At 45.4% G+C, this 26,961-nt stretch carries 10 protein-coding genes; 4 read left to right on the top strand and 6 right to left on the bottom strand.

Annotation, left to right across the window (positions count from 1 at the left end; all coding sequences use genetic code 11):
• Positions 1-29: 29 nt before the first annotated feature.
• Both ACI0FF_RS09315 and ACI0FF_RS09310 read right to left on the bottom strand, forming a co-directional pair.
• Entirely contained in the window at positions 30-668 is a 639-nt protein-coding gene (locus tag ACI0FF_RS09315; protein WP_419796595.1) for a response regulator, read from the bottom strand.
• Positions 665-2,038, bottom strand: coding sequence for a cache domain-containing protein (locus ACI0FF_RS09310; protein WP_419796594.1), 1,374 nt, complete (start codon positions 2,036-2,038; stop codon positions 665-667). The genes ACI0FF_RS09315 and ACI0FF_RS09310 overlap by 4 nt, the downstream gene beginning before the upstream one ends.
• Before the next feature lie 326 nt (positions 2,039-2,364).
• On the opposite strand from ACI0FF_RS09310, the gene ACI0FF_RS09305 reads away from it, so the two are divergent.
• Positions 2,365-3,213 carry an alpha/beta fold hydrolase gene (locus ACI0FF_RS09305; RefSeq protein ID WP_419796593.1) on the top strand — a complete coding sequence of 283 codons (849 nt, stop codon included), beginning with the start codon at positions 2,365-2,367 and terminating at the stop codon, positions 3,211-3,213.
• Between the two features lie 3 nt (positions 3,214-3,216).
• The gene (locus tag ACI0FF_RS09300; protein ID WP_419796592.1) at positions 3,217-3,435 is read left to right on the top strand and encodes a hypothetical protein; all 219 of its coding nucleotides are present in this window, start codon (positions 3,217-3,219) and stop codon (positions 3,433-3,435) included.
• An 18-nt stretch (positions 3,436-3,453) separates the two neighbouring features.
• Here ACI0FF_RS09300 and ACI0FF_RS09295 read toward each other — a convergent pair whose 3' ends face one another.
• On the bottom strand, positions 3,454-4,296 hold the full coding sequence (locus tag ACI0FF_RS09295; protein ID WP_419796591.1) for a fumarylacetoacetate hydrolase family protein: 843 nt from the start codon (positions 4,294-4,296) through the stop codon (positions 3,454-3,456).
• A gap of 57 nt (positions 4,297-4,353) precedes the next feature.
• On the opposite strand from ACI0FF_RS09295, the gene rimO reads away from it, so the two are divergent.
• Entirely contained in the window at positions 4,354-5,676 is a 1,323-nt protein-coding gene (gene rimO / locus ACI0FF_RS09290) for a 30S ribosomal protein S12 methylthiotransferase RimO (protein WP_419796590.1), read from the top strand.
• Positions 5,677-5,681: 5 nt separating this feature from the next.
• Here rimO and ACI0FF_RS09285 read toward each other — a convergent pair whose 3' ends face one another.
• Positions 5,682-6,119, bottom strand: a complete 438-nt coding sequence (locus ACI0FF_RS09285; RefSeq protein ID WP_419796589.1) for a group III truncated hemoglobin — start codon at positions 6,117-6,119, stop codon at positions 5,682-5,684.
• Positions 6,119-6,586 carry an RrF2 family transcriptional regulator gene (locus ACI0FF_RS09280; protein WP_419796588.1) on the bottom strand — a complete coding sequence of 156 codons (468 nt, stop codon included), beginning with the start codon at positions 6,584-6,586 and terminating at the stop codon, positions 6,119-6,121. Before ACI0FF_RS09280 ends, ACI0FF_RS09285 begins: the two co-directional genes overlap by 1 nt.
• Positions 6,587-6,894: 308 nt before the next feature.
• Here ACI0FF_RS09280 and thiI point away from each other — a divergent pair, with 308 nt between their 5' ends.
• Positions 6,895-8,394: a tRNA uracil 4-sulfurtransferase ThiI gene (gene thiI / locus ACI0FF_RS09275; RefSeq protein ID WP_419796587.1), complete on the top strand. Its 1,500-nt coding sequence runs from the start codon at positions 6,895-6,897 to the stop codon at positions 8,392-8,394.
• Between the two features lie 77 nt (positions 8,395-8,471).
• On the opposite strand, the gene ACI0FF_RS09270 is transcribed toward thiI, so the two are convergent.
• Positions 8,472-26,753: a tandem-95 repeat protein gene (locus ACI0FF_RS09270; RefSeq protein WP_419796586.1), complete on the bottom strand. Its 18,282-nt coding sequence runs from the start codon at positions 26,751-26,753 to the stop codon at positions 8,472-8,474.
• Positions 26,754-26,961 lie beyond the last annotated feature (208 nt).

The following is a 26,961-nucleotide window of genomic DNA, read 5'->3' as shown; positions in this document are numbered from 1 at the left end:
TCAAATTCCACTTACACATCAAATTGATGCTAAAGCTCAACAATACCGTTTTCGATCGCGTACTTAACAAGCCCGGCTGAGGTCTTCACTTCCAACTTCCGTTTTATATTTCGGCGATGTGTTTCAACCGTTCTTACACTAATATCAAGTTCACGCGCCACATGTTTGTTGCTGTTTCCTTCAGCCAGCAATTGCAAAATCGTTTTTTCACGATCCGTTAAAGGCACTTCTTTCTTGCTGCTTTCATTGACCAAAATGTCAGTCACACCGGAACTATAATATGTCTTACCTTGATATACTGCTTTAATCGCAATGAGCATTTCACTGGAGGACACATCTTTTAAGATATAGCCTTTTGCCCCTGCCTTAAGAACTTTCGTAATATATTCCCGACTATCATGCATGGTTAGCATCAACAATCGAATATCAGGCAGGAGTTCTCCAAACTTTTCAGCCGCCTCAATCCCGTTCAACACAGGCATATTAATATCCATTAAGACAATATCTGGGTTACGTTCCGTTGCGATTTGCAGCGCTTCTTCGCCGTTTCCTGCTTCCCCGACTATTGCAATTTCCGGATCATCTTCCAATCTGGATCGAATGCCGTCCAAAACAAGAGGGTGATCATCCACCAAAAGAACCCGAATTTTCTTATTTTCGTCTGTCATATTTCATCCTGTAACACTCTCAGAGGAAGCTTGGCTTCAACCACCGTACCTTTATCGGGCGATGACCAGACCGTCAACTCGCCACCATGAAATTCTATACGTTCCTGCATGTTACGCAAGCCTATCCCTTGGAATGCATTTTTTCGTCCTTCCATCCGTAACACATCAAAACCAACACCATCATCAGAAATAACCATCCTGATCCCGTCTACGCGTTTCATTAATTCCAGACGCACTTCGGATGCACCAGAATGGCGTTCAATATTGGTTAATGCTTCTTGCGCAATACGAAACAGGGTTGTTTTTACATCTGGTGCGAGTTGTTTTGTAAACAAGTGCTTTTGAAAGGAGGCTTTAATCCCTGTTCTTTCCCCAAATTCAAAACACATGGCCTCCAACGCGGCGGACAGGCCAATATCGTCCAGAACGCTCGGGCGTAAGTCACGTGATATACGCCTGACTTCGCCAATGGCTTCTTGTAATCCTTTGGCGCCTTTTTCCATCGGTTTAATCGCATCACTAGCCCCGGCTTTGATCTTATCAATGGCCAATTCGATGGAATATTTTACCGAAACCAAAATTTGACTAATCCCATCATGCAGTTCACGTGAAACCCTGCCGCGTTCTTCTTCTTGGAATTCCACAATTCGTTGTGTCAGTTCCTTCAATTTGGTATCTGCCAGCTTACGTTCATTTGCATTAATCACAAGACCAGACACGAAAACCGCAACCAATGCAAAAATCGCAATCCAGAAAATCATCATAAACGTATGTTGAATACGATTTTTAATTTCACGTTTGCGCGCTTCAATTTCCTCGTAAATTTCATCCAAATAAATCCCGGTACCTATCATCCAGTCCCATTTTTCAAGCATAACGGCGTAAGCCAGCTTTTCCCCCACCGTATTACTGGATGGTTTTTCCCACAGATAGCGATAATAACCACCGCCATTGCGCGCACGTTCCGTCAATTCTTTAATAACAAGGCGGCCTTTGCTGTCTTGCAGCCCCCACCAGTTCAGTCCAACAATTTCTGGCTGACCGGGATGCACAAGCCCTGTACCACTGCCGTCATAGACAAAAAAGTAACCATCTTTTCCATAAGTCAGCTTATTTAAAATAGCTTTTACTTCTTCACGGGCCAGTTGATCGTCTTCTTTTGCGTTTTCATAAACATGATCCACTGCGGTTAGGGCCATATTCATATAATGGCGCAATTCATCATGTTTTGCCGAAATTACATTGGTTTCCACACGCTGCAACTGTTCGTCAATCAACGTATCAGATTGAAAAAACAGAATAAATATAATGGCACTGACAGCAAAAAACAAAGGAAGCACAGCCAGCAGGAGAATTTTCAGACGCAGCATTCACATTTTCTCATTGCAAAATTTTTTCTAAGCATATCACGAAAGTGTAAAAAACATACTACGTAGTAATAGGTATGAATACTGCGTAGTCATTGCGATTTTCACAACGATGTTTTGAGAGTATCTTTTTTTTAAGTTGTTTTTAAACGGCGGTTCATTTTGCACTTCCTTTCCCCGATCTGCGCACCCTTTAAGGTCTTGCAGGATCATCGCCACTAAAGTTTTGAACAACGTTCCCAAATGAAAGGCTCCTCACTTCCCCAGTGAGGAGCCTTTCTCTTTCTCGCTTTCTTTGCTATCAATAGAACAATTAAAAAGGAGGCGACATGTTAGGTCAAAACGAACCTGTCTCGCATTATATTCAAGTTGATGGTTGTGAAATCCACGTTACCGAATGGGGACTGGATAAACCGCATGCCATTCTCATGTGGCATGGATTAGCCAGAACAGGACGTGACTTCGACCATATTGCACAAGCATTATCCAAACATTACCGTATCCTTTGTCCTGACACGCCAGGGCGCGGCCTCTCACAATGGGCCAATGATCCCGAAAAACAATATTCCTTTGATTTCTATGAAAAAGTCGCCCTGAAGATCTGTGAAATTTTTGGTTTTTACAGTTTCGATTATATTGGAACATCCATGGGCGGTGCCTTAGGGATTCGGTTAGCTTCTGGCCCCTTAAAAAACAGTATCAATCATTTGATAATCAATGACATTGCCCCCGAACTGGCCCCCAGTGCCGTTGAGCGCATCCTCACCTATGTCGGTAATCCACCTGTATTTAACAGCATGTCGGACCTAGAGGAATACCTGCGCACGATTTACGAACCATATGGCTACTTAACGGATGAACACTGGCGGTTCATGTGTGAAACATCCTATCGCCGTATGGATAACGGTCACATTACCACCCATTACGACCCTAAAATCGTCACGCAGTTTACAGCACATCCCGATGACTATGACTTATGGGATGAATATGCCCAGATCCCCTGCCCAACATTGGTTCTCAGGGGGCAAGTGTCCGATCTGTTATTGCCCCAATGGGCTGAACGCATGACCAAAATCGGCCCCAAAGCCCAAGTGATTGAGATTGCAGGATGCGGCCACGCACCGGCATTGAACAAAAGCCAGCAAATTCAGATTGTTGAAAACTTTTTGAAAGGATAAGCCATGAGCACCGACGACCACATCAAAAATTTATTGCAAGAAGGACTTGGCAAATTCAACGTGGAAAGCCCAATCAAAGATAAAACAGACCCACGCAGCCAAGCCCCCGATACAGTCCCGACATTTGATGAATTGGGTTATGAATATGAAACCAATCCGGTTTTAAAAAAACGTGTTGAAGAAGAAATTCAGGAATTGAAAAAGAAAGACGGGCTGGAATAACCAGCCCTCCTACTCGGATTATGATTCAGCGACAACCTTTTGACGCTGTACCCCCAACCCCTGAATCCCCAACACCATTTCATCACCTGCCTTCAGATAAACAGGTGGATTTTGCCCCATGCCGACCCCTGGCGGTGTCCCGGTCGATATAACATCACCAGGCTGCAAAGACATAAAGCGCGATAAATAACTAATCAGGTGACGTACACCAAACACCATTGTTTCGGTGGTGCCTTCCTGAAAACGTTTTCCATTGACTTCCAGCCACATCGACAGATTTTGCGGGTCCGATATTTCATCTTTTGTCACCAGCCATGGGCCAATGGGTGCAAATGTATCGCACGATTTCCCTTTCACCCATTGCCCAGTGCTTTCAATTTGATAGGCCCGTTCCGATACATCGTTTAAGATGCAATAGCCTGCAACGTAATCCAATGCCTCGTCTTCACTGACATACTTGGCATGCTTACCGATGACGACCGCTAACTCGCATTCCCAATCTGTTTTGACCGAGCCACGTGGCAATAAGACATCATCATTCGGGCCATTAATGGCGCTGGTCGCTTTGGTAAACAAGACCGGTTCGCGCGGTACATCCATTCCGGCTTCTGCAGCGTGATCAGAATAATTCAGGCCAATACACAGGATTTTACCAATATTGCCGACACATGGGCCAAGTCGCACATCTTCGATCACAGGCAGGCTGTCTAGATTTAATTCAGCGATACGATCAAACGCACCGGCTGCAATACTACACCCGTCAATATCTTCCAAATACCCTTCCAGACTGCGAATACTGCCTTGATTATCCAGAACGCCCGGTTTCTCGCTTCCTTTTTCGCCAAAACGAACAAGTTTCATGTATGTTTCCTCTGCCTGTTCTTTACTTGTGCATGGACAAGGATTATATAAGCCGCCATGAACACGCACATTCCAAAAATCGGTATTGTCAGCCTGGGTTGCCCAAAGGCACTGGTTGATTCTGAACGTATCCTGACACGGCTTCGCGCAGAAGGCTACGAAATTTCACCTTCCTATGAGGGCGCAGATGCCGTCATTGTCAACACATGCGGCTTTATCGACAGCGCCAAACAAGAATCTTTTGACGCCATTGGCGAAGCCTTAACCGAAAATGGTAAGGTTATCGTCACAGGCTGTCTGGGCGTAGACGAAGATGGTATTCGTGAAGTCCATCCCGGTGTTTTAGCTGTCAGTGGTCCGCATCAATATGAATCGGTTATGGAAGCTGTTCATCTGGCCTCCCCTCCATTGCACAACCCGCACATGGATTTAATCCCGGCAGAAGGCATCAAACTGACACCGCGCCATTATGCGTACTTAAAAATTTCAGAAGGGTGCAACCAGACCTGTACTTTCTGTATCATTCCGTCCATGCGCGGCAAGTTACGTTCCCGCCCTGCTGGCGAAGTGTTGAAAGAAGCTGAAAATCTGGCGCTTAGCGGCGTGAAGGAAATCTTGCTTGTTTCTCAAGACACGGGCGCTTATGGGTCCGACCTACGCTATGAAGAAAGCGATTTTTACGGTAAATCTGTGCGGACCAAGATGTATGATCTCTGTAATGCCTTGGGGGATCAAAAAGTCTGGACCCGTCTGCATTATGTTTACCCCTACCCGCATGTTGATGATGTTATTCCTTTGATGGCTGAAGGTAAAATTTTACCTTATCTGGATATTCCGTTCCAGCATGCCTCCCCCCGTATTCTGAAATTGATGAAACGACCCGGCAATCAAATTGAATTGCTGGAGCGCATCAAAAAATGGCGTGAAATCTGTCCTGAAATTACCATTCGTTCTACATTCGTCGTTGGCTTCCCCGGTGAAACCGAAGAAGATTTTGAATATTTGCTCGATTGGTTGGAAAAAGCCCAACTGGACCGCGTTGGCTGTTTTAAATATGAAGCCGTCGAAGGGGCGGCTGCCAACGAACTGCCCGACCCTGTCGATGAAGAAGTGAAGGAAGAACGCTGGAACCGTCTAATGGAGTTCCAACGTCAAATTTCCGATGAAAAAATGCAAGCCAAAATTGGCAAAATCTTTGATGTCATCATTGATGAAGTCGATGAAGAAGGCGCCGTTGGACGCACCAAAGGGGACGCCCCCGAAATTGATGGCGAAGTCTACATCAATGGTGAACTGGACCTAAAACCGGGCGATATTGTCAAGGTTAAGGCCGAACACGCTGAAGATTACGATATCTGGGGCAGTCTAGTTATCGAGTAGGAGGCTTAGGCAACTTCGTTTTTTCCTTCAAGGAGGTTCAGTTGGTTCTGAACCTCCTTTTTATCAAAGGGCACCTGAAACATGCCAATTTGCAAACTTTGCGCAATTCGGGCCGCAGGTTCCAAAAATTCCATCTGTAAATGAGGGGGTATTTCCTCCTCAACCGCCTGTTTAAAAAGTTCAAGCCAACGTGCAAAATTATCAGGGCGTGTGCGGTCCGCAATCAATTGATGTTTCAACATGGGGCGTCCTTGAAAACGGCGGGTTTTCAAGGTAATGGATGACCAGAAATCACACATTGTCTGTAAATGATGATCCCATTGCGTAATTCGTTCGTTAAAAATCGGTCCTAAGGCCGTATCATCACGGATTACATCGTAAAATTTGTGCACAAGCGTAGAAATCATTTCTTCGCTGACACCATCTTGATAATTATTTATCATTATTGCTGTCCCGTTTGATGCATAAAATCAAACAATCCCAATCGTTGAAACAAAACCGGCTGCCCAGTTAAAATATCAGCGAGTGTGTATTTATCCAAAACGCTTAGAAAAGCATTCAAGGCTTCGTGAAACATGTCATTTAATTGGCAACACCCGGAAATTCGGCAGTTTCCCCCATCAGGGCGAAAACATTCCGCAATATGAAATCCGTCTTCGGCAACACGAACAATTGTGCCGATTTTGATATCACCCGCCCGATGAGCCAACCGAATACCGCCACCACGCCCACGTCGACTTTCGATCAAGGAATTTTGTGCAAGGTTGTGGACAATTTTACGCAAATGCTCCTTTGAAATCCCATGTTTGTCCGAAATTTCATCAATTGTGCTGAGCTCATCCGGTTTAGCCGCCAGATAAACCATTACACGCAAAGAATAATCCGTAAATTTCGACAAATGCACAGTCATATTTCCTATAGTAACGAGGGCAAAGGCTATGACTGCCACAATCAAAATCCAGAGCAAACCCCGAGCAACCTGTTTTAGATTGTGACGACGTATTTGCGTAAAATCAATAATCTAGAGCATGACACATGGTTCAAATCAAAAGGGACATGCTCTAGTTGGTCACAACACTCACCACTTTCTATTTATTTTATGTACCATGTTTGAAGATGTATTTTCAATACTCTTTTTGAATATTTGACAGTTTTAAAAAGGAAGAGTACAAGGCGCGTCACACCCCCTTACACCCTTGGTCTATGAAAGAGTGCGTCATGGAAGTGTCCACACGATACCCGCATGTCATTATTGTCCGCTTGGCTCCGGAAATTTTATTAAAAGCGCCTGCAACCAGCAAAAAGTTTCAAAAACTGCTCCGTTCCAACATGAACGAAGGCTTGGAGCGCGCCGATATAAACTTTGAAATCATCGGTCATCAAGGCCGCATTCAAGTTCATACCGACAATCAAGAAAAAGCGTTGGATGTCTTGTCGCGCACGTTTGGTGTCGCGACATTTTCCCCTATCGACAAAATCATTGATGGTGGTCTGGAAGCACATAAAGAGGCCGCAGTAGAGCTTTATAAAGATCTTGTTCAGGATAAATCTTTCGCTGTACGTATCAAACGGTTGGGACAGCGCAAGAAATTCACGTCCGTCGAAATGGAACGCCAAGTTGGCGGATGCCTTCGTCCTTTTGCCAAAAAAGTTGATCTGGACAATCCCGACGTGATGATTAAGGCTGACGTTGTTGGTGATCTTGCCTATTTTTACACCCGCAAAATCAACGGTCCAGGAGGTTTTCCCATCGGCATTCAGGGCAACGCAATAACCTTGATTTCAGGCGGCTTTGATTCCGTTGTTGCCGCATGGTATTTAATGAAACGCGGTGCGATGAATGACTTTGTCTTCTGCAACCTGGCAGGGGCCGCCTATGAACGCATGGTCGTTGAAATCACCAAAGTCCTGTGCGATCGCTGGGGGGCCGGCACACGACCCAAACTTTATTGCATTGATTTTGAAGATGTTATCAATGACCTGCGCGCTAATACACGCCCGGACTGGTGGCAAGTCATTCTGAAACGTCAAATGTATCGCGCAGGCTGCGAAATTGCCAAACGGATCGGTGCTGATGCTATTGTAACAGGCGAAGCGTTGGGACAGGTTTCTTCGCAAACCCTTTCCAATCTGAATACGATTGATGAAGTTTCTGACATCCCCGTTTTGCGCCCGCTTATCGGGTTTGACAAAGAACAAATCATTCGCGATGCCCGCATAATCGGCACAGACAAACTATCAGAGAAAATCCCGGAATATTGTGCGTTAAACAAGCGTCGTCCCGCTGTTAAATCCGGTCGTAAGACGATTGAGACAGAAGAAAAACGCATGAATTTTGACATTCTAACCCAAGCGGTCGAAGGGGCGCGTATTTATGATATGTTTGACGTAACCGATGAAGACGTCGCACAACATTCTGTTTTTATTGAAGAAATTCCAAGAAATGCCATTATCATCGATTGCCAACCGGAAAGCCTGTATGACGATTGGCACGTAGCAGGTGCCAAAAACTATACAGCAGGCAAATTGATGAATAATCTGCGCGACCTTCAAAAAACTCAACCTTATGTTCTTTATTGCCCTTTTGGCACACAATCGGCTGTTTTAGCAGAACGTATGCAAAAAGCAGGTTACGAAGCCTATTCTTACAAAGGCGGCATTAAGCAGCTTAAACGGATTTATCCGAATGGCGCTGATGAAGATAACGATAACGAATAAAACAACATCAAAACCCATATAAAAAAGGCCGGAAACATAATTGTTTCCGGCCTTTTTTCGTTATCCCAATTTTATATTTAATAGATTTTGATATTCGCATCCGTAATAGAGGACGCCCCCGTACCGATATCAGCAATTTTAGTTGACGTGTACCCCGCACCGGCCCCATCAGCATCATAATAAACAACGCCTGAATCATCGCCTGTATTGGTATAAACATAGATGGAAGGACCCGCACCTGTCAGTTGCACCCCTTCCCCGACATCTGTCGTGGTATCATTTAAGAAGGTGAAACCTGTTGCATTCCAGAACAAACCTGAATTGCCAGACAAGCCATCAATACCGGCAGACAATTTCAAGAAATCACCGCTTTCAAACATATTAATTGTATCGCCAAATTCCGTTATGTCGGTAAAGACAAAGTAATCATTACCGGCACCACCATCTAGCGTATCCAGTCCCAAACCACCGATGATGATATCGTTTCCTGCCTCACCATTAATGATGTCGTCACCATCGCCACCTTCAATTTGGTTGTCAAACGTATCGCCAGTAATCACATCGGCGTACATACTGCCAACAACATTTTCAAACTCTTCAAGAATATCATTACCTTCACCCGTTGCCTGATTGCTCAACAGGTCAACCGAAACACTTGATCCGGCAAATTCGAAACTCACGGTATCCAGTCCTGCACCACCGATCAGATGATCGTCACCTAACCCACCTTTGATTAAATCATCACCTGCCATACCGTTTAACTTGTTGGATATGCTATCCCCAATCAAAGTATCGTTAAAGGATGTTCCGATAATCCCTTCAATAGAATTCAACGTATCTGTTCCAGATGAAGACGTTGTCACCTGCCCCGTTCCAAGGTCAACATTTACACCTTCGCTAAAGGACGCGTATGTCACACCGTCACGATCCAAGCCACCATCAATACTGTCATCACCAACATCGGCAACGAATACCTGTTTACCGCTACCACCGACAAAAGTATCAACCGTACCATCACCGGCAATTGTCACACCGCTGGCCAAACTGCCGTCATTTGCAAATTGCTGGGCCATTACACGATGTGTACCGGTTTGCCCGTCCGTCCAACTTACAACGAACGTTCCAGTATCGTTGGCGGCAACAGATGGCTTATATTGATCTCCAACAACTGTGGAATTAATCAAGAAATCTTCACCAATAGCATTGCCATTCTGATCAAATATTTGTCCACTAATTGCCGCACCGTCACCATCTTCATTCATATTTGTCCAAACAACGACAAAATTGCCGTTACTCAGAACAGCAACATCAGGATTAAGGTGCTCACCGCCGGAAGAATTATAATTAACGTCAAAGATATCACGGCCCACGATATTTGTATCCGTGATTAGCGAGCCATCAGAACCAACAATACGCGCCTTAATCGTTGTTTGACCAAAGCTATTCTCAATCTCACTTTTCCATACAGTCAGCAGGTTGTTGTTCCCAAGCTGAACGACTTTTAAATCATCAACAAAAGCAAACGGGGTTGCAAAATCCGTTTCAACCGGAGAGCCATTATCTACAACGATTTTGACATTTAATGTTCCATTCAGATTATCCGTCGTATGGGCATACGCATACCCACCACCGTTCAAAGCCTGCAGAGAGGAAACTGTTTCTTGCGGGGTATTGAAGCTTTTCAGTAGCATCGATGTTCCCAAGCTAGCCTCGGTCCCGTCACTGGGTATTGTTCGCATATAGAAACCGGCATTCACATCCGTTGCGACGTAAGACACAACCACATCATTATTTGCCAATGTCACAACATCAGGGCGCTCCAAACCTGTTTCGGTAAGCGAGTCAGAAACAAAGAACGCATCGCCTGTTCCTTCTACGTCATAGACAGCACCTGATGCATCAAAACGTTGATAAAGGATATCACCGGAACTGCTGGACCAAACAACAGCAAATCCGCCATCACTGGTTCCTTTAATCGTCGCAGTTTCACCCGGCATACCATCCCCGCTTGCAATTGCAAAAGGTGGCATTCCAGCAAACGGGGTACCATCTTCATTAAAGCGGCTAATCAGGAAGTCGTTGCTGGATTGACGATGAATGGTGACATAGGTGCCATCTGACAGATACGCAATTTCAGAAACCGTATCAGCGACCACATTTGTATCGTCTACGGTTCGATCACCTTCATAAGTAACGCTCAAACCATGTGGTACACTTCCGCCAATATCATTGAAATAGATTTTTTCGATACCGAGGAGATAGTCCGTCCCCTCATCTCCGCCGATAACATTATTATCTTTTACTACCAATGACGAACCATTTAGACCGATAGAATAATCGCCAGAAACATGGTCGTATGTCGCGACATCACCGACGCCTGTATTCCCGCCGCCGACAATGAAATCTTCACCGATGCCACCATGGAATTGATCATCACCATCCAGACCGATCATCGCATCGGAATAACCAGAACCACCAAGCGTGTCATTTCCATTTGTCCCGACAATTGCAATGCCTTCATCGTAACGAATAATCAGGTTCGCGTGATCCATCCCGGCTGTACCAGAAACCGTAACATTGAAATTGGCTTCCCCCGAAAACTCGTTCGTCGGTACAAATGTGAAGTTTGCCCCATCATAACTGAGAACGCCAGACGCATCACTAATCCCATTGGCTTGAACATCCGCAATTGCAATACCGTTTACATGGGTGATTTGCAGGGCAGCCCCTTTATCGTTACCCAAGAATTCAGCAGCAGAAACCACAACAGTCTGATTAATACCACTTTCGTAGATATCAGTTGTTGCATCCACCATCAGATTGCCACCGACACCGATGAAATCATTAACAGTCAAATCACCCTGATAGCCCGCCAGCGCAATAAAAGTACCGCCATTTTGGGAACCATCATTCTTGATATAAACAAATGTAGTATTTCCGTTAAAGAACCAGACAATTTGACCTGGTTCCACTTTTGTATCAGCTTCAATGGCACTTAAAGCTGTGGCAGGAATATCTACAAACCCATAAGAGCCGTAAAATTTCATATTTTCTGCAGACTGTGCAATTGAAATTTTATCCTCACCCGATACAAAATCCATAATTACATCGGTCGCAGATTGATCACTATCCCCGGATCCGAAGAATTCAAAGACATCGTTGCCATTTCCACCAAAAAGGACGTCTTGTCCACTTCCACCTTCTAGCGTGTCGTTGCCATCACCACCAAGCAACGTGTCGTTGCCACTATATCCCCAAAGGAAGTTGTCGTATAAGTCGCCCGAAATCGTATCATCATGCGAACTGCCTGTTACATTCTGCACATTTGTAATCGTAAAGGTATTGACACCACCACTATGTTTACCAAAGCCGTTTTCCAGATCAACGATCACACCGCCTGTCTGACCGGTAAAGGCTGCCTCATCTTCGGATGCCATATCCCCACCGTCAACAGAAACCACCCCTTCGTTTACAACAAAGAAATCATAACCGCCACCACCAAGCAACGTGTCGCCTGTTTGACCAACAAGGATATCATCCATATTACTGCCGGTAATTGTTTCCGATACGGCACCTTCCCCGACCAAAATCGACCCGACCGTAGGTACAATATTCACGTTGGTTTGGATTTGATAGACGTTATCCTGCCCATCCATTAACAAATGCAAGAACGCCGCATTGGTATTGGTATAATGTTGATCAATAATCAGTTCGTGCGTTCCTTGCCCATCCGCGAGGCTCATCTGGAACTCATCCGATACTGTATGTTCCATATTTGTGATGAAGTACACGTCCTCATCCACATAAATATGATTTATGCCGACATTATCAATTACATAATCGGTCCCACCGGAAACGATATAATGATCATCCCCACCTGCCCCTTGCAAGGTGTCATTGCCCAACAAACCAATCAGCGTATTGACGGCTGCATCCCCTGTCAGGGTTTCATTGCCATCAGTCCCCTGAATAACAGAAAGCGGATACTCATCAGCCAGAATTTGTTCTGCTGTTAGTGCCGGTACACCTGTGTCCAGCACAATAAATGTACCTGTAAAATCAGTGCCTGTGCCAGCGCCGTTTACATAAATGAAATTATTACCACTGCCGACAGAAACATAATAAACGGTATTTGCGCTCATACCGCCTGCCATAAAGGTAGCCACGTCCGTCGATGACGTGGAAACAAACGTCATACCGCGCATACCGATAAACTGAATGGCATCCTGCGGCGTCAGGCTTTTAATAACATCGGCCGCCCCTTGCGTTGAATCTATCGCACTGTTATAGACGTACAGGTTCTTACCATTCCCGCCATCCAAAACATCGGCACCGCCAGCACCTGTTAAGGTATCATCGCCATCAGCACCTATTAACAGGTTGGTGCCTGTATCCCCGATCAAAGTATCGTTAAAGGCAGAACCGTCTACATTCTCAATCGCATAAAGCGTATCAACCCCTTGTGAAGGGCTAATTGTTTGTTGGCTCATATTTGCTAAATCAACATAAACACCGTCCATTGACCCTGCATAACTGACCGTATCTACACCAGCACCACCGTCGATAATGTCATTACCGCCGCTGCCGAAAATAATATCGTCCCCGGCCATCGCATAGAAATTTTCATCGGCATCAGAACCTGCTGGCAATGTTTCAGACCCATCGGTACCATTGATTGTCGCGCTTACATCAATATTGACGGAACCATTCTGCGAACCACCTTGACCATCACTGAGCGTATATTTAAAGGATACAGCACCTGTAAAATTATAATGTGGTGTAAAGGTAACATCACCATTTACAAGGGAAACCATACCGCCATCAACCATATGCGGGCCAGGGCCGGTTTTGCCGTCAATCGCCGTTATGGTAAGGGGATCGCCATCCTGATCATTATCATTTGCCAAAACATTTAAGACGTTATTGGATGAATTCACCAAGACAGACAGATTGTCAAAACCTGCATGCGGAATGGCATTGTGTTCCACGATATTTAGATTAACCGTGAAGGGTGATGAGACCGCACTACCCGCATTGACAGCAACCACTGTAAAGGTATCGGTGCCAACGTAATTGGTGTTTGGTACGTAAATAAAACTCCCATCCGGATTAATCTGTACAGTACCGTGTTGCGGTTGGTTCTGCACTTGATAGCTCAGCGCATTTCCGTAAAACTCGCTGTTTTCCACCAAAATTTGGCTGCTGAAGCTGTCATCTTCTTCCAGATCAATTGTTGTCATATTCGTTTTCAGAACAGGCAAACCGGAAATAAATTGTGACGCGCTGACCGATACGTCATTTTGATGACCTGACACATCAGTGATCGTTCCTGTGGTAGGATCATCCATCATAGGCCAATAAGCCAACAAGTTCGGATCACCAGGATTAACCCCACCTTCACTTGCTGTCATTAACGCGTCTTGGCTGAGAACACTATTCCAGATTTGAACCGCACCAAATTGTACGGTAGACAAACCGCCCAGAACACCGGTTAACGTATTAGACGCAGAGCCACCAAGGAGGTCATATATCCCTGTTGTGGAATAGAAATAATCGTCCCCGGAATAGATTTTCAGCTCATTGCCATCGTATGTAATAGACAGATTGGTCCATTCACCGATTTCAATTGCATTATAAACGGTTGCATAAACGGTGCCGCCGATAACAACGTCCACATAACCATTTTGCGCCATGATGGTGATGTCTCCTCCACTACCGAGTTTCAACAATGCCGCACCGTTGCCGACATCATCAATTTTAACCCACATGGACGCACTAAACTCGTTACTATTTAACGTATAAGAGCCGATATCCAGCCCAGTACCGGTAACTTCGACGGATTGATGAGGATAATCAATCAAACCCGGTGTTTCATTTATCCAAACGGGCGTTCCGGTAATCGGAGCAGTCAGATCAATATCACTTGTATTCCCAAAACTGTCATAGGATATATTATATCCATCGCCATCATCCATACGCCAATAGGCTGCCACATCGTTGGAAGTGAGGCCATGCGCGCCGTTAAGCACAATATCTTGCATTTCTGCGGCGCTGAGAACACGGTTATAAATCCCGAGTTCTGAAAGGTCACCAACCATAGTCAAAGCCGCATTGGAAGAATGCCCACCAATGGTCACACTGGAATCAATCGCAAAGTTGGAATAATCACCCGTTCCAACATCAATTAACGACGGCACTTGTTGTCCATCCACAAACAACATAACACCGCTGGCGGGATCAAAACTGTAACCGAGGTTATGCCATTGCCCATCATCCAACCCGGAGAATTGAGGATTGGGTCCTGAATCGATGGTCCAAGAATGTGAACCGCCCGCCCATGTCAAATCCAATGTAATATCGCCATAGGTTGACAGATACATATTCAGCGTTGAGGTTCCATCATTCATACTGAATATGGTAACATCGCCATCAGTTACGCCATCGCCAATTGGTTCTACACGCGCCCAAACCGATGCCGAATGTCCTGTTAAAGCAATACCTGAATAAGACGTTGCAGTCACATTCCCATCAAAATGTAGACCGTCAAATGCAACAATATGATTTTGATATGAGGAGAAATCTTTCAGATATTCGCTATCATCTTTTGCCAACCCAGCAAAATCCCAATAACCGCGAAGCGCCGGATCGGAAACTTCACTTTGTGGCAAGACCTCTTTCATAAAGGTCTTGATTTCGCTTTCAGTCCGAATATCAGACCAGATACGGGCTTCAGTAATTTCGCCATCTAACGGTGACGTTTCATCAATTGTATTGCCAACTGTCATGGTTGCATCAGCTGCACTTGCAGGGGCCTGTGAACTTCCATCATAAGTCAAAGTCCCAACCGAGACGCCATCAACATACAGTGTGACATCACTTTGCCCGCCAACGTTATTATCGCGAACAATCGCCAGATGGTGCCAATTGCCAACCATCAAGTTTGTATCAAAAGCCAAATCAACATCTAAACCAGCACCATATTCATGTTTATAATGAATATCACCGCTGGCATCGAGATAAAGCTGATAAGCAATATTGGTTGAACTGGTTTCGCCATCCCCACCAAAGGCAACAATTGTTTGATTTGCAGCCAATTGATTAAACTTGACCCATGTTTCCAGTGTCAAATCGTCCGTTAATTCCAGACTATCGCCGTTACCGCGTCCAACATCAACAATCGTAGAAACACCATCAAAGCTAAGCGCAGCAACCTCACTTGCCAACCCGGTTACGACCGGCGTCTCAATGGTGTTTTGAGTATTCAACGTAAATGTTTCGGAATACGTCAGCCCACTACTGTCTTGTGCTGTCACATTGATTTGGAACGATTGGTCCGCCGGGTTTTCATAATCAAGTGTATAACCTGCTTTCAATTTCAATTCGTTCCCGACCACCTCAAAACGCGGATCATCAACCGTATAGATGAACACTTCTTGCGGGTTATCAGGATCAATAGCAGAGAGTTGCCCAACAACGGCACCATCAATATCTTCGGCAACATTTAGGTTACTCAAGATAATATCATTGGGTGCTTCATTCTGGTTTTGTGTGAAAATGGTAAAGTTTTCGCTATAGGTCAAACCACCAGAATCTTGTGTCGTGACACTTAAGGAGATGTTTTGATCTGCTGGATTTTCATAATTCAAGACCTGACCAGCTTTTAGCTTAAGCTGGCTGCCAATCACTTCAAAACGACCATCGCTTACCGTATAGGTAAAGCTTTCATTACCGCCATCCGGATCAACAGAGCTTAAGACACCAACAACAGCCCCATCCACATTTTCATCAACAGTCACTTTATCAAGGCTAATATCTGTCGGTGCATCATTTACCGGACTGACATAAACATTCACCGTCCGACTTACCGTGCTCCCCTGCCCGTCGCTCACTATAATCTCGAAACTGTCCGATCCGTTATAATTTGGATTGGGGGTATAGGTGAATTCACCTGTTTGCGGGTTAATCGTCACATTACCATTAATAGGCAAATAACGCGTATCTAATGCATATGTCAAAGGATCGCCATCCGCATCACTTGCACTAATGCTACCCGTAAAGACCGTATCCTCAGCAAGTGAGCCGCCAAGTGATCCAGTTGTGATCACCACCGGATCATTTACCGAATTAACGTTAAACGTTAAAACAGCCTCATTCTCAGAGAACACTGTTTTATTGGTATCATAAACAGTTCCATCAGAAGCTTGCCATCCAATGGTAACCTTTCCATGAAAATTCTCTGCCCCTTGGAAAGTTAGATTACCAATTTGGTTAACTGCAATCTCTTGCCCAACCGTTACCAATGTACCGTTTAATTTTAAACTTCCACTTTCAACAAATGTCGTAACGCCAAGGGCGTCCGTCACTGCAATTCGTGGCAATTGGGTAATGCGAATGGCGGCCAAACTGTCCCCATCAACATCACTAAACCCAGCTTGGAAATCTGCTGCACTGAAGGTATGTACAATATCCTCATCGACCGATAGTTGTGTATTATTGACAGTCGGTAAATCGTTCACCCCTTTAATCGTGACCGACACTGTCCCTGTTGATGAAACACCGAAACTATCCGTGACCACATATGTAAAAGTATCTTCTTTAAACTCTTGATCACCAAGTGCTTTTAAGATTGGATTATTGGGATCCGGTGTATAAACCACACGACCACCCACACCATTATTTAAGATTATAAGCGTACCGTAAGTCGGTTGCGACCCAATTGACGTCACCGTAAGAATATCGCCGGCATCAACATTAATATCATTTGCCAGCAAGTTAATTGTGACAGGCGATGTTTCATTAATTGTGGAAGCAACATCATTTACCGCAATCGGTGCATCATTAACAGATGTTACGGTCATCACCACATTTGCACTGGCGATTTTGCCGTTATCTGTTGTGATCAAGTAGCTAAACTTGACTTCTCCACTATAATCTTGCGGCGGCGTGAAGACATATTGACCTTGTGCATTTTTAAAAATTGTTCCCACATTCGGGCTACCGATATCCAAAATCTGAACAGGCTGTCCATCGTTACGGTAATCGTTTGCCAGCAGGTGGTTATCCAGAATAATGCTTTGATCTTCATCCGTGGAAAAAGCATCATCTTGTGCAATCGGTGTTGAATTGATGGCCGCTTGTTCTTGTGCCAATCCAACCTTTGCATCAATGACATTAGACAATTGGGTATAGCCTTGTTCCAATGCTGTCGCGTCATTTAAGACACCAGATAGGTTGGATCGGTGCGCCTGTGCGATATTCAGTTGATTTTGTGCTTCTTTTGCATATGTTGCCGCCTGTGTTGCATAATCTTTGGCTGCCCCTAAAGGATCAGCAACAGGATTATTATTTTCATCAACCGCATTACCATTATTATCAAAAGTAAAGGACTTATTCGCATAAGAACGGGCGTTTTGTGCAGCGTTTGAGGCAGCATCCGCTGCCGTATTTACGTCACCGGTAATTTGTGTCGATTTACTATCAACCGCATTTACAGCCGCTTTTAATGTATCCAGTTGCGTTTTCAGGCTCGTATAAAGATCAGTCCCCAACGTACTTTGATTGGCAAGGAGATCATTTTCCAGAGTTGTCAGTCTTGATTGAATACTACCTGTCAGCGCTTTAAGTTGCGTATCAATTGCCAAGGCATCGTTAGTTGTTTGTGGATTATTATCATTATGTACAGCTGCGGCTTTTGACGCTGCCGCTTCAGCCTGCCCTGCTGAGGCTTCTGCTTCTGCTTCATAGGCATTCACGGCTGTTTGAATAGCATTTGAAATATTCGTTTCAGCCTGATCCGCTGTCACTTCCGCGTTAATGGCAGATTTCGTCGCCGTTGCATGGGATTCAACGGATACTTTTAAGGAATCAAACGCATCAGAAACAGCCGACTTTGCATTTAAAATCAAATTTTTCTGTAAACTGTTTGCATCTTGATTGGTAACACGTGCATCAAGCTCGGTCTCCAAATCCGCAACGAACGCCTTAAAGGCACTGTCATATGCGTTAATTGCCTGCGCTTCTGTGCTTTCCAGATTAGTGTTTGTTGTAGCGTCAACCGTCTTACTATCTGTTGCACTATGCGCATTAATCGCATTGGACATATCTGTGTAGGCGCTCGTTAAACTGTTCAACTGGCTATTGGGATCACCAATAACATCGTAAGCCGCAATAAGGGCGGCAAACGCAAGATTAAAGTTTCCTAAAGCACTGTTTTCAGATGTTTCTGCCTTAACTTGCTCTGCATGTGTTTCATTTGCGGCAAGACGAGCTTGGGCAATCTTTTCTGCATTTGTTAAAGAGCTATCGGTGGTTTTTTCTGCTGCAGCTTGTGATTTAGCTTTTGCCTGCGCAGCTGCGGTTTCTGCCGCTTGTGCAGCATCATCGGCTTCATTGGCATAGACATTTGCTTTGACAAGATTATCTGCAATTTGTTCAGACTTGTCGAAAATCCCCCGGCTCGTCGTCGCCGCGTTCAAATCACCTTGCGCATTGGTTGCTGATTGTGCAGCCTCATTTTGATCTGCCGCTGCTTTGTCTTTTTGCGTAGTGGCAATATTTTGTTGTTTTAATGCTGTATCTTCCTGTTTACCTGCTTCTGTGCGGGCATTTGAAATTTCTTTGACGTTTGAAATACCATCCCCATCCAAATCGCTTTCATTGACATTCGTGGTACTGGTATCATCAACAAAGAAGCTCGCATTCAGGTTGGCAGCCGAATTATTGGTCACATAAGTATTCAGATAACTGACAAAATCCGTTGAATCCGGCAAAGACGGATCCAAAATTAACGCAACCTGTTTTGCCGCTGCAATAATCTTATCGGATGCCGCACGTGCTGCTATTGCGGCCTCAGAAGCTGCATTCTGCGCAGTACCAGCGGCCTGTAAAGCTTTCAAGGCGGATTGATAGGCGAGTTTAGCGTCATTCAGTTCATTTAAGACGGCTGCTTTGGATGCCAGATCTGTATAGCCATGATAAACATAGGCATCATTACCTGCAGCACCGGAAATTGTGTCTGCCCCCCCTAAACCGTCAATGGCTTCCCCGTTGGCTGCATTTAAGCTGTCATCGCCACTGCTCCCAAACAGGGTTTGATAACGCCCACTTCCTGAAAGATCAAAATGGCTGGAGGTCAGATTTCCACTAAAGCCGCTTAATTCAATCATGAAGTCGGCATAAGGGTCTGCTGTTGCCACTTTTGCATAAACAAACGTTGATCCACCCAACTGGAACGTCACAAGTGAATTACTTGCAATATTGCTATCCGCATTAATGGCAAGACGGATTTGATCACGTGTCGTTAAGGTATTATAGTATGTATAAGGTGTTTCAATAAACGTCAGGTGGGAGGCATTATGTAAAATGAAGCTATCTTCACCCGCATCAAAACCCGTAATGATATCTTTAGAATCTTCGGCAAATTGCGCGATATTTTCAAGTGAGTCTTTATGGGATTTAGCGGTCGCAACATCTTGAACGGCTTGATTATATTCTGCAATCGCCGTTGCCTTATCCGCTTCCGCCTGATTGGCGGCATTATCCGCCACATTGGCCGAGGCCACTATCGCTTTTAGATCTGCTTCAACAGATGTTCGTGCCGCCGCATCAGCGTCGGCTTGCGCTTTATCAGATTGAATAGATGAAACATTTTTATTGGCACCCTGTACAACCGCTGTCTGCGAAGCCGTTTGTTCTGCAAAACCTGCCGCACTTGATGCATGTCCGGCTGCTGTCTTCGCGGATGCTTCCAACCCGTCGTCAATACCGTTGTTATCGTTATCAGTCCCAGTCGCCCCACTTCCCTGCGCTGCCCCTTGTGATTGCAAGGTACTTGATAAGGAATTCACGGCACTTAGGGCAAATCCGGCTGCCCCACCCGTTGGGTTCACCCCGTCATTAACAAGGGCTTGCAAAGCCGCTTGAACCTGCAAAGCTGCATTATTGGCAAGCCCCGTGAAATTCGCCGGATTGAAAGAATTCAATGCATTTTTAAGCTGAACCAACAAATCGCCCGCAGCACCATTAGCCTGTCCGAAGGCATTAATTACATTTGTAATTTCAGCAGACGTTGCGGTCTTACCCGCAGTTCCCCAGCCATCGGCAATGGTTTGAATATTTCCAATATTCTGCAAAGCATTACCTAAGAGCGTGTCTGTATTCGCTGTATCTGTATTATTTCCAACAATAGCCGTTAATTTGCTCAGCGCATTTTTTGCCGAATTAATCGCGTTAGCGACGGAATCAATCGCATTTTCTGCCGAACCTTCCGCGCGGGCCAACGCCGCATCTGCACCATCCTGTACCTGTTGCAATTGGGTCGCATTGTCCAAGGCATTTTCTGCGGCTATCGCATTGGCTTTGTTCAACGATTGCTCAATTTCAGTGACTTTGGCTTGAACATCATCAAAAGCCTGTCCCGCCTGCGCTGCTTTTTTGCTCGCCAGTTCTATGGCTGCTTGTGCTGATTTATATTTTTCAAAAGTCGAACTGTGAATAACCGTTGTTGCGTCGATTTTCACCCATGTCGCATCATTATTAAAGATATTAAAATCCTTAATTGTATGCGCATTATTATTGGCGATATCAGCATTCGCTGCGGCAATATCCACATGATAATTTGCCAAAACCTGTTGTGCGTTGGTTAATGCCGTATCTGCGCTTGTTTTTGCCGTTTGCGCATCTGCCAAAGCACCAACAGCATCGTTTGTGCTGTTGGGATCGTCATAAGCATTTTGTACCAACGACTGATTAAAATTACCGTCATCCTTGGAATGCTGTGCTGCGGTTGCAGCAAGCGTATTCGCATCCTGCTTTTCTGTTTCAATTTTCGACAGGGCACTATCAAGTTCGTTATGATAAGTTGACAAACGATATTCGACTTGTGCTTCGGAAACTGCACGCCCCAACTGTTCAGTTGACGATGCAAAAGCAGCATCCGAGACTGCATTCGCCAACTGTTCACTAGCCTGCTCAGCTGCGCTAAAAGCGCTGTCATATCCCGTTTGCGCAACATTCACACGGCTGGTTGCATCACTTAGGGCTTGAGCTGCATCATTTGCTGCTTTTTGCGCATTTTTGGTGGCATCAACCGCTGCCTGATAGGCGGCATCCCATGCCTGATAGAGGACGTTCCCCGTATCCCCGCCAACTTCCGCCAAGACTGCAGCCGCTTTATCCTTGGCCGCTTTCTCTGATTCCACCAAACTTGTATAAGCTGCTTGCGCCGAGGCATTATCAACTTCTGCCCCACTCAGCGCCGTTCGCGCAGCCGTCAGTTTATTCAATGCATCGGTTAAGGCTGTATCCGCTGTGCTCTCATTGCTCGTTGCCTGTACTTTATCAGATTCCGCTTGAATTCGCGCTGTGGTTGCTGCGCCACTTCGCCAATTATTAGCTGCTGTGGTGGCATCGCCAGCGGCCGTAACGGCGGCTTTAGCATCCCCGACAAACTCGCTGGCTTTTGCATAATATTCACGCGCTTCGCTTGCATAAGTGTCTGCTGTCGTTCCATGACCCGAGGCCGTATCTGTTGCCGCCGATGCGGCAGACTGTGCCTTCGCCATATGGGTTTGTGCTTCACTCAAATATTGGCGCGCACTGTCTTGATCCCCGTTAACAGCTGCTTCTTGTGCTTTATCATTGGCTTGTGAGGCCAAATCACGTTCCGCCAAGGCGGTATCTCGAAAACCTTTGGCCTGTTCTGTCGCAGCGGCATCTTCGGCCTGTTTTTGTTCTTCCCGGCGCTGTTGCTCTGCCAACACATCATCGCTTGCCTGTTGTGCAGCAGTTTCTGCAGCGGCTTTCGCATCTGCTGCATTTTTTGCAGCCTGTACACGCGCATCCCACAACTTGTCATACAAGTCCAAGGCTTTTTGTATTTGCTCAATGCGCTGAACGGCTGCCGATACTTTACCGCTTTCATCCGCGATCATCCCGGACACTTTGCCCATCGTATCCACTTTGGGCGCAAATGTCGTAAAATCTTGGCCTTTCATATTCGCCGCATCCAGTACCGCACGTGCTTTTTCAGCAATACTGGCAGAATCAGTCGCATAACCTTTGGTCAAGGTCAAAGCCGTATCCGCATCGGTAAAGCTTTGAGCGACAGCGGCTTTTAAATTCTCGAGGCGTGTATAGATTGGAATGTATCCAGCAACATCCGTTCCACCAAATTCACTAAGCTCATCTGTAGTGACTTCTGCTGCCAAAATAGCAGAAACAATAGATTGCCCGGCAGAGGGACTAAACAGCTCAAATACACTTTCTACGTTATTGCCAGCTGTCGTATCGTTTTCATTAGCGTAGGCCTTGCTATATTCCGTTTTTGCCTTTGCTAACTCTGTCCCTGACAATGCCAATAATCCGCTACGGCTGGTTTCAAGACCATCATTATCAATAACACGACCGCCGACCTCGCCTTCCATCGCAGTAATGACATTTTTCGCAGTGGTTGTGACCGTATAACGCAACCCATTTGTCGGACTCGTTCCTTCAACAATCGCAATTGCGTCTTTGGCATGGGTTTGTGCGGTTTCCGCCAAACTGCGTGCTAAATCCAGATTGCCGGCGGCCTGTGCGGCCTGCACTTGTTCCACCAGCCCTGTTGTGTTGCTATCGCCACCCACTAAGACCTGCTTGGCAACAATCTGATTATATTCATTCTGAACAAAAGTCGCCTGATTGGCAGCATTCGTTTGCTCGCTGGTTCCCACGCTATTTTGAGCAATAACATCTGCACCCGATTTCAGGTTTTGCGCTTCCTGAAGGGCTGCCGCTATATCTTTTTGCGCAGCTTGTGCTTTTTCCAACGCAGCCTGCAAGGCTTGGGATTTTGCAGCATCTGCTGCCGCTTGTGCCGCCAGTTCAGCCGCTGCCTGTGCTGCCGCATCATTATTAACAATCGCTTGAATAATATCAATTGAATGCCCGGCTGTTTCAAACTGCTTTAAGGCCTCGTTATAAGCACTTTCTGCCGAGGTTTGCAGTGACTGCATGCTGGAAATAACTTGACTGATTTCGCTTGGCGGACGGGGATAGTTATCACGCACGTCAATAGCACGCGCCAAAACATTATCATCTGTACTATTCGCACTATCGACAGAGAAATAATCAAAGGCATTTTTAGCTGCATTTTTAGCCTCTCCGGCAGCTTCCAAAATCGTTTGGGCGTCATTTAAAAGTGCTTCCCGTGCCGTTGGATCACTTTCAGCTTTCGCCAGCTGCACTTTTTGATCAGCCTCAATCGCCTTGTCAGACGCAATTTTTGCTTGGGCTAAGGCCTGATCCAACAAGGCGCGCGCATCACTGAAGGCATCATCCAGTTCCAACTTTGCTTCTTGTTCTGCACGGGCTTCAAGTGCCGCAAGTTTGGATTCAAAGACCGCGACAATTTTACTTTCATTTGATACATCTTCTTGCGCGGTAATGAAATCGTCCAGTTTTGCCAACAAATCTTCACGCGCCGTTTGTTCTGCATTTTCAGCCTGCGTCAGATCGTTTTGCAAACTCGCCGCGGACGTTATGAAGCTGTTCGCCTTATCCTGTGCGGTGTTGTAAGAGTCCTGCCAAGTTTCAACAAGTTTATTCCCATACTCAATCAGCGTTTTATATTTATTTACAGCCTGTTGAGCCACAAGCACAGTACGTGCAAGGGCAACATCACTGGGAGCATTATTTAATGCTGTTACAGCATCGTTATATGTCGTTTCAGCAGTCGAGAGTTGCGTTTGTTGATAAGAGACAAAGTCTTTTGCCTCTTGCAAACCATCAATGCCCGTACCATCAACCACATTAAAATGGTCACTACCGTTATAAAGCGTTCCGGTATTAATCTTTTCAGCACCAGCAATATAAACATCACGTTTCGCCTCTGCCGATTTGAACGCAATTAGGGCACTGACTACATTATCAGCTGCACTTGATAATACAGTTGATGCACTACTAAATGCTGTTTGCGCCAAAGACAACTCTGATTTGGACGCAACGAGATCACTTTTAACTTCATTTAACTGGGTGGTTGCCGCATCAATATCGGCTTGCGTCACTTTCGCGCCGGCTTGTTCATTTTCAAGAATATCTTTTTGAACCCGATTAAAGAAATTCAAAACCGTATTATTACCGGAAAACGTGGCTGTTTCAGCCTGACTCGCCTTAGATAGAAATTCATTCGCAATTGATAAAACAATACTTGGCGCATTAACCCCAACCAATGCGCCCATTTCGTTCATTAAATTATCAAAAGCATTGTCTTGAACTTTGCTATTCGCACTTGACTGAGCAGCTGCAGCATTTGTTGCTGCTGCATCCATATCACTAATTGAATTCGCATCAACAACCGCTTTCGCATGACTTGCAGCCGTTTGCGTATAATTTGTCAAAGCCAGCAGTTCATCAACCACCAACCCCCATTTGGCTTCAAATGCTGATCCATTGATAAACTTCACAGCTTTTAAAGACACAAATAAGTCATTCAATGCACTTAATTTGCTGTCAAGGTTGGTAAATGCATCCGCATGTCCACTAAAGGTCAGCGCATTATTCAATTCAACTTTGATGCCATCATAAAATTTATAAACGTCGCCAGTTATCCCTTTGAACGTCATCTGCCCATTGGCAGGCACACCTGTTACAACAACTTCGCGTGCAAAATCAATGGCTTCAAGGTCTGTGCCGCCATTATCCTTAACGAATTTAGCCGCCCGAATAACGGCCTCAACCATACGGTCTTTAACAGACAAGCTCAGGTCAGGATTATTCGAATTTGCATCCTGTACAATCGTCATGGCGGAAACAATATATTCCGCCTCATTTAACGCATCGGCCAACACAGTATCGACTTGACCAACCAATTCGACAACCGCAGTCGGATCAACAAAAGACTTCAGGCCTTTTGCAACAACATATGCAAAATCAGACACACCTGTTGCGATTGCACCGATTGAGTTCGCCGTTGCGTAAGCTTCTGAAACGTTATCCACACTATCTTCAAGCTTGTCGGTCGTGTCCGAAGTCCATTCTACAGAAATCCGTTGCGCGTTGGATTCAACATCCTTCGCACCGGAGTTTTTCCCTGCCGAAGCCTCTATTTGCGAGGCACGAGAAGACAAAGTCGATGCGTTATCCGTCACCTTGAGCAAGGTTTGTGCTTGCTCAATTACTTTTGCGGTGTCACCAATAATTTCCTTAGCAACAGCAGCCGCACGATCATCGGCTTCTTGGGCAATTTTCGCGACTGTTTTTTGAGCAATTTCCGCAGATGCACTTAGATTTGACAATGTACTTTGCGTCTGCTGGGTAATTTCTTGTAAAGCATCTGCCGTATTGTTATCGACTAACACATCTTCCGGATTCAACTGCTGTTGCTCATTTCCCGGTTGGTTTGTCGCTGCGGCAACAATAGCGGGTGGCAACAGGTTTTCTGCATTGGGAAGGCTGTTCAGCGTTTTACCGGCCATTGCCCCAATTTCATTCATCGTGAACACACGGGGGGCCGAATTCCCATTTGGTGTACTTGTCACCCCTTGGAAAGGCTGGTTAATCGTAATCACATCACCGTTGTTATTGGTGATAATAAACTCACCTGTCGTCCCGCCATTATTGGCTTGGTTAGGACTAACGCCTTCGCCGTTTCCAGCCAATTCAGGCAACATGACAGCATCAAGAGTTTCACCGGAAACCTTCAGAACGCCTGCTGTACCACGAATACCGATTGTTGCGACGGGTGTTGTAATTTGCATGGCATCGGGATTAACTTTGGCAACAGCGCCCGATACGAATGTCATTGCCCCAGTTAATAGCGTCAAGCCGATCTGGCCATCTTGCGTCCCAGGATCATAAACCATTTCGTCCAGAAGCATGCGCCCGTCTTCACCAAGCGCAAATGTTGTTTCGTCGGCAAAGACAATGCCGACAGCCCCATCTCCACCTGTGACAAGCTCATCTCCTTGAAAGACCGGATCGCCGACTTTTAAGGTAACGCGTGTACCATCCGCACGAATAGCCTCAACCTGACCATCTGCTGTTTCGACCTTACCGATGGGTTCAAGACCTTGGGCCTGACCAACCTGTGCAAATTGTTTGGGGGCAATGGGTCCTGCAAGCTTGTGAACGATGTGCGCGGGCAAAGTCACACCATTCGGCAAAATAATTGCAGGCTGCGAACCTGAGGCAAAATAATTGGTTACAAGGATTTTCTCCCCATCTGCCGACGTCACAATCAAATCAGGGCCGGCCCGATCAAACTGTACAGTCGCGATATTAAACGAGGGAGGAAGATTGACTTCAGCATTTGTTGAATCCACCACGTAATCTGCTACGCGTGCATCACCGGTTTTTTGGTTGCTCTTGTCAAAAAAATTCATAAGCTTGCCCGCCTAAGTTTGTGTTAACTCATGCCCCTCAAAAAGCACAAAATATTTTTATAGTTATAGCTGGTTGATTTTAGCAGCTTCAATTCAAGCAGGACAACTTGAAAGACAAAAAATATAGAAAAAAGTCATGCGAATGCATCTAAATGGCGCAGCGATTTTGCAAAAAAATATAACTGATTGATTTAATTGTTTTTTTAAA

This window comes from Terasakiella sp. 4MB5A, assembly GCF_050058155.1.
Classification (GTDB): domain Bacteria; phylum Pseudomonadota; class Alphaproteobacteria; order Rhodospirillales; family Terasakiellaceae; genus Terasakiella; species Terasakiella halodenitrificans.
The sequence above is the reverse complement of the archived record's forward strand: the minus strand, read 5'-3'. Positions and strand labels throughout refer to the sequence as shown.

Coding starts and splice junctions, on each gene's coding strand:
- ACI0FF_RS09315 (WP_419796595.1), bottom strand. CDS start 668: ATGACAGACGAAAATAAGAAAATTCGGGTTCTTTTGGTGGATGATCAC.
- ACI0FF_RS09310 (WP_419796594.1), bottom strand. CDS start 2,038: ATGCTGCGTCTGAAAATTCTCCTGCTGGCTGTGCTTCCTTTGTTTTTT.
- ACI0FF_RS09305 (WP_419796593.1), top strand. CDS start 2,365: ATGTTAGGTCAAAACGAACCTGTCTCGCATTATATTCAAGTTGATGGT.
- ACI0FF_RS09300 (WP_419796592.1), top strand. CDS start 3,217: ATGAGCACCGACGACCACATCAAAAATTTATTGCAAGAAGGACTTGGC.
- ACI0FF_RS09295 (WP_419796591.1), bottom strand. CDS start 4,296: ATGAAACTTGTTCGTTTTGGCGAAAAAGGAAGCGAGAAACCGGGCGTT.
- rimO (WP_419796590.1), top strand. CDS start 4,354: ATGAACACGCACATTCCAAAAATCGGTATTGTCAGCCTGGGTTGCCCA.
- ACI0FF_RS09285 (WP_419796589.1), bottom strand. CDS start 6,119: ATGATAAATAATTATCAAGATGGTGTCAGCGAAGAAATGATTTCTACG.
- ACI0FF_RS09280 (WP_419796588.1), bottom strand. CDS start 6,586: ATGACTGTGCATTTGTCGAAATTTACGGATTATTCTTTGCGTGTAATG.
- thiI (WP_419796587.1), top strand. CDS start 6,895: ATGGAAGTGTCCACACGATACCCGCATGTCATTATTGTCCGCTTGGCT.
- ACI0FF_RS09270 (WP_419796586.1), bottom strand. CDS start 26,753: ATGAATTTTTTTGACAAGAGCAACCAAAAAACCGGTGATGCACGCGTA.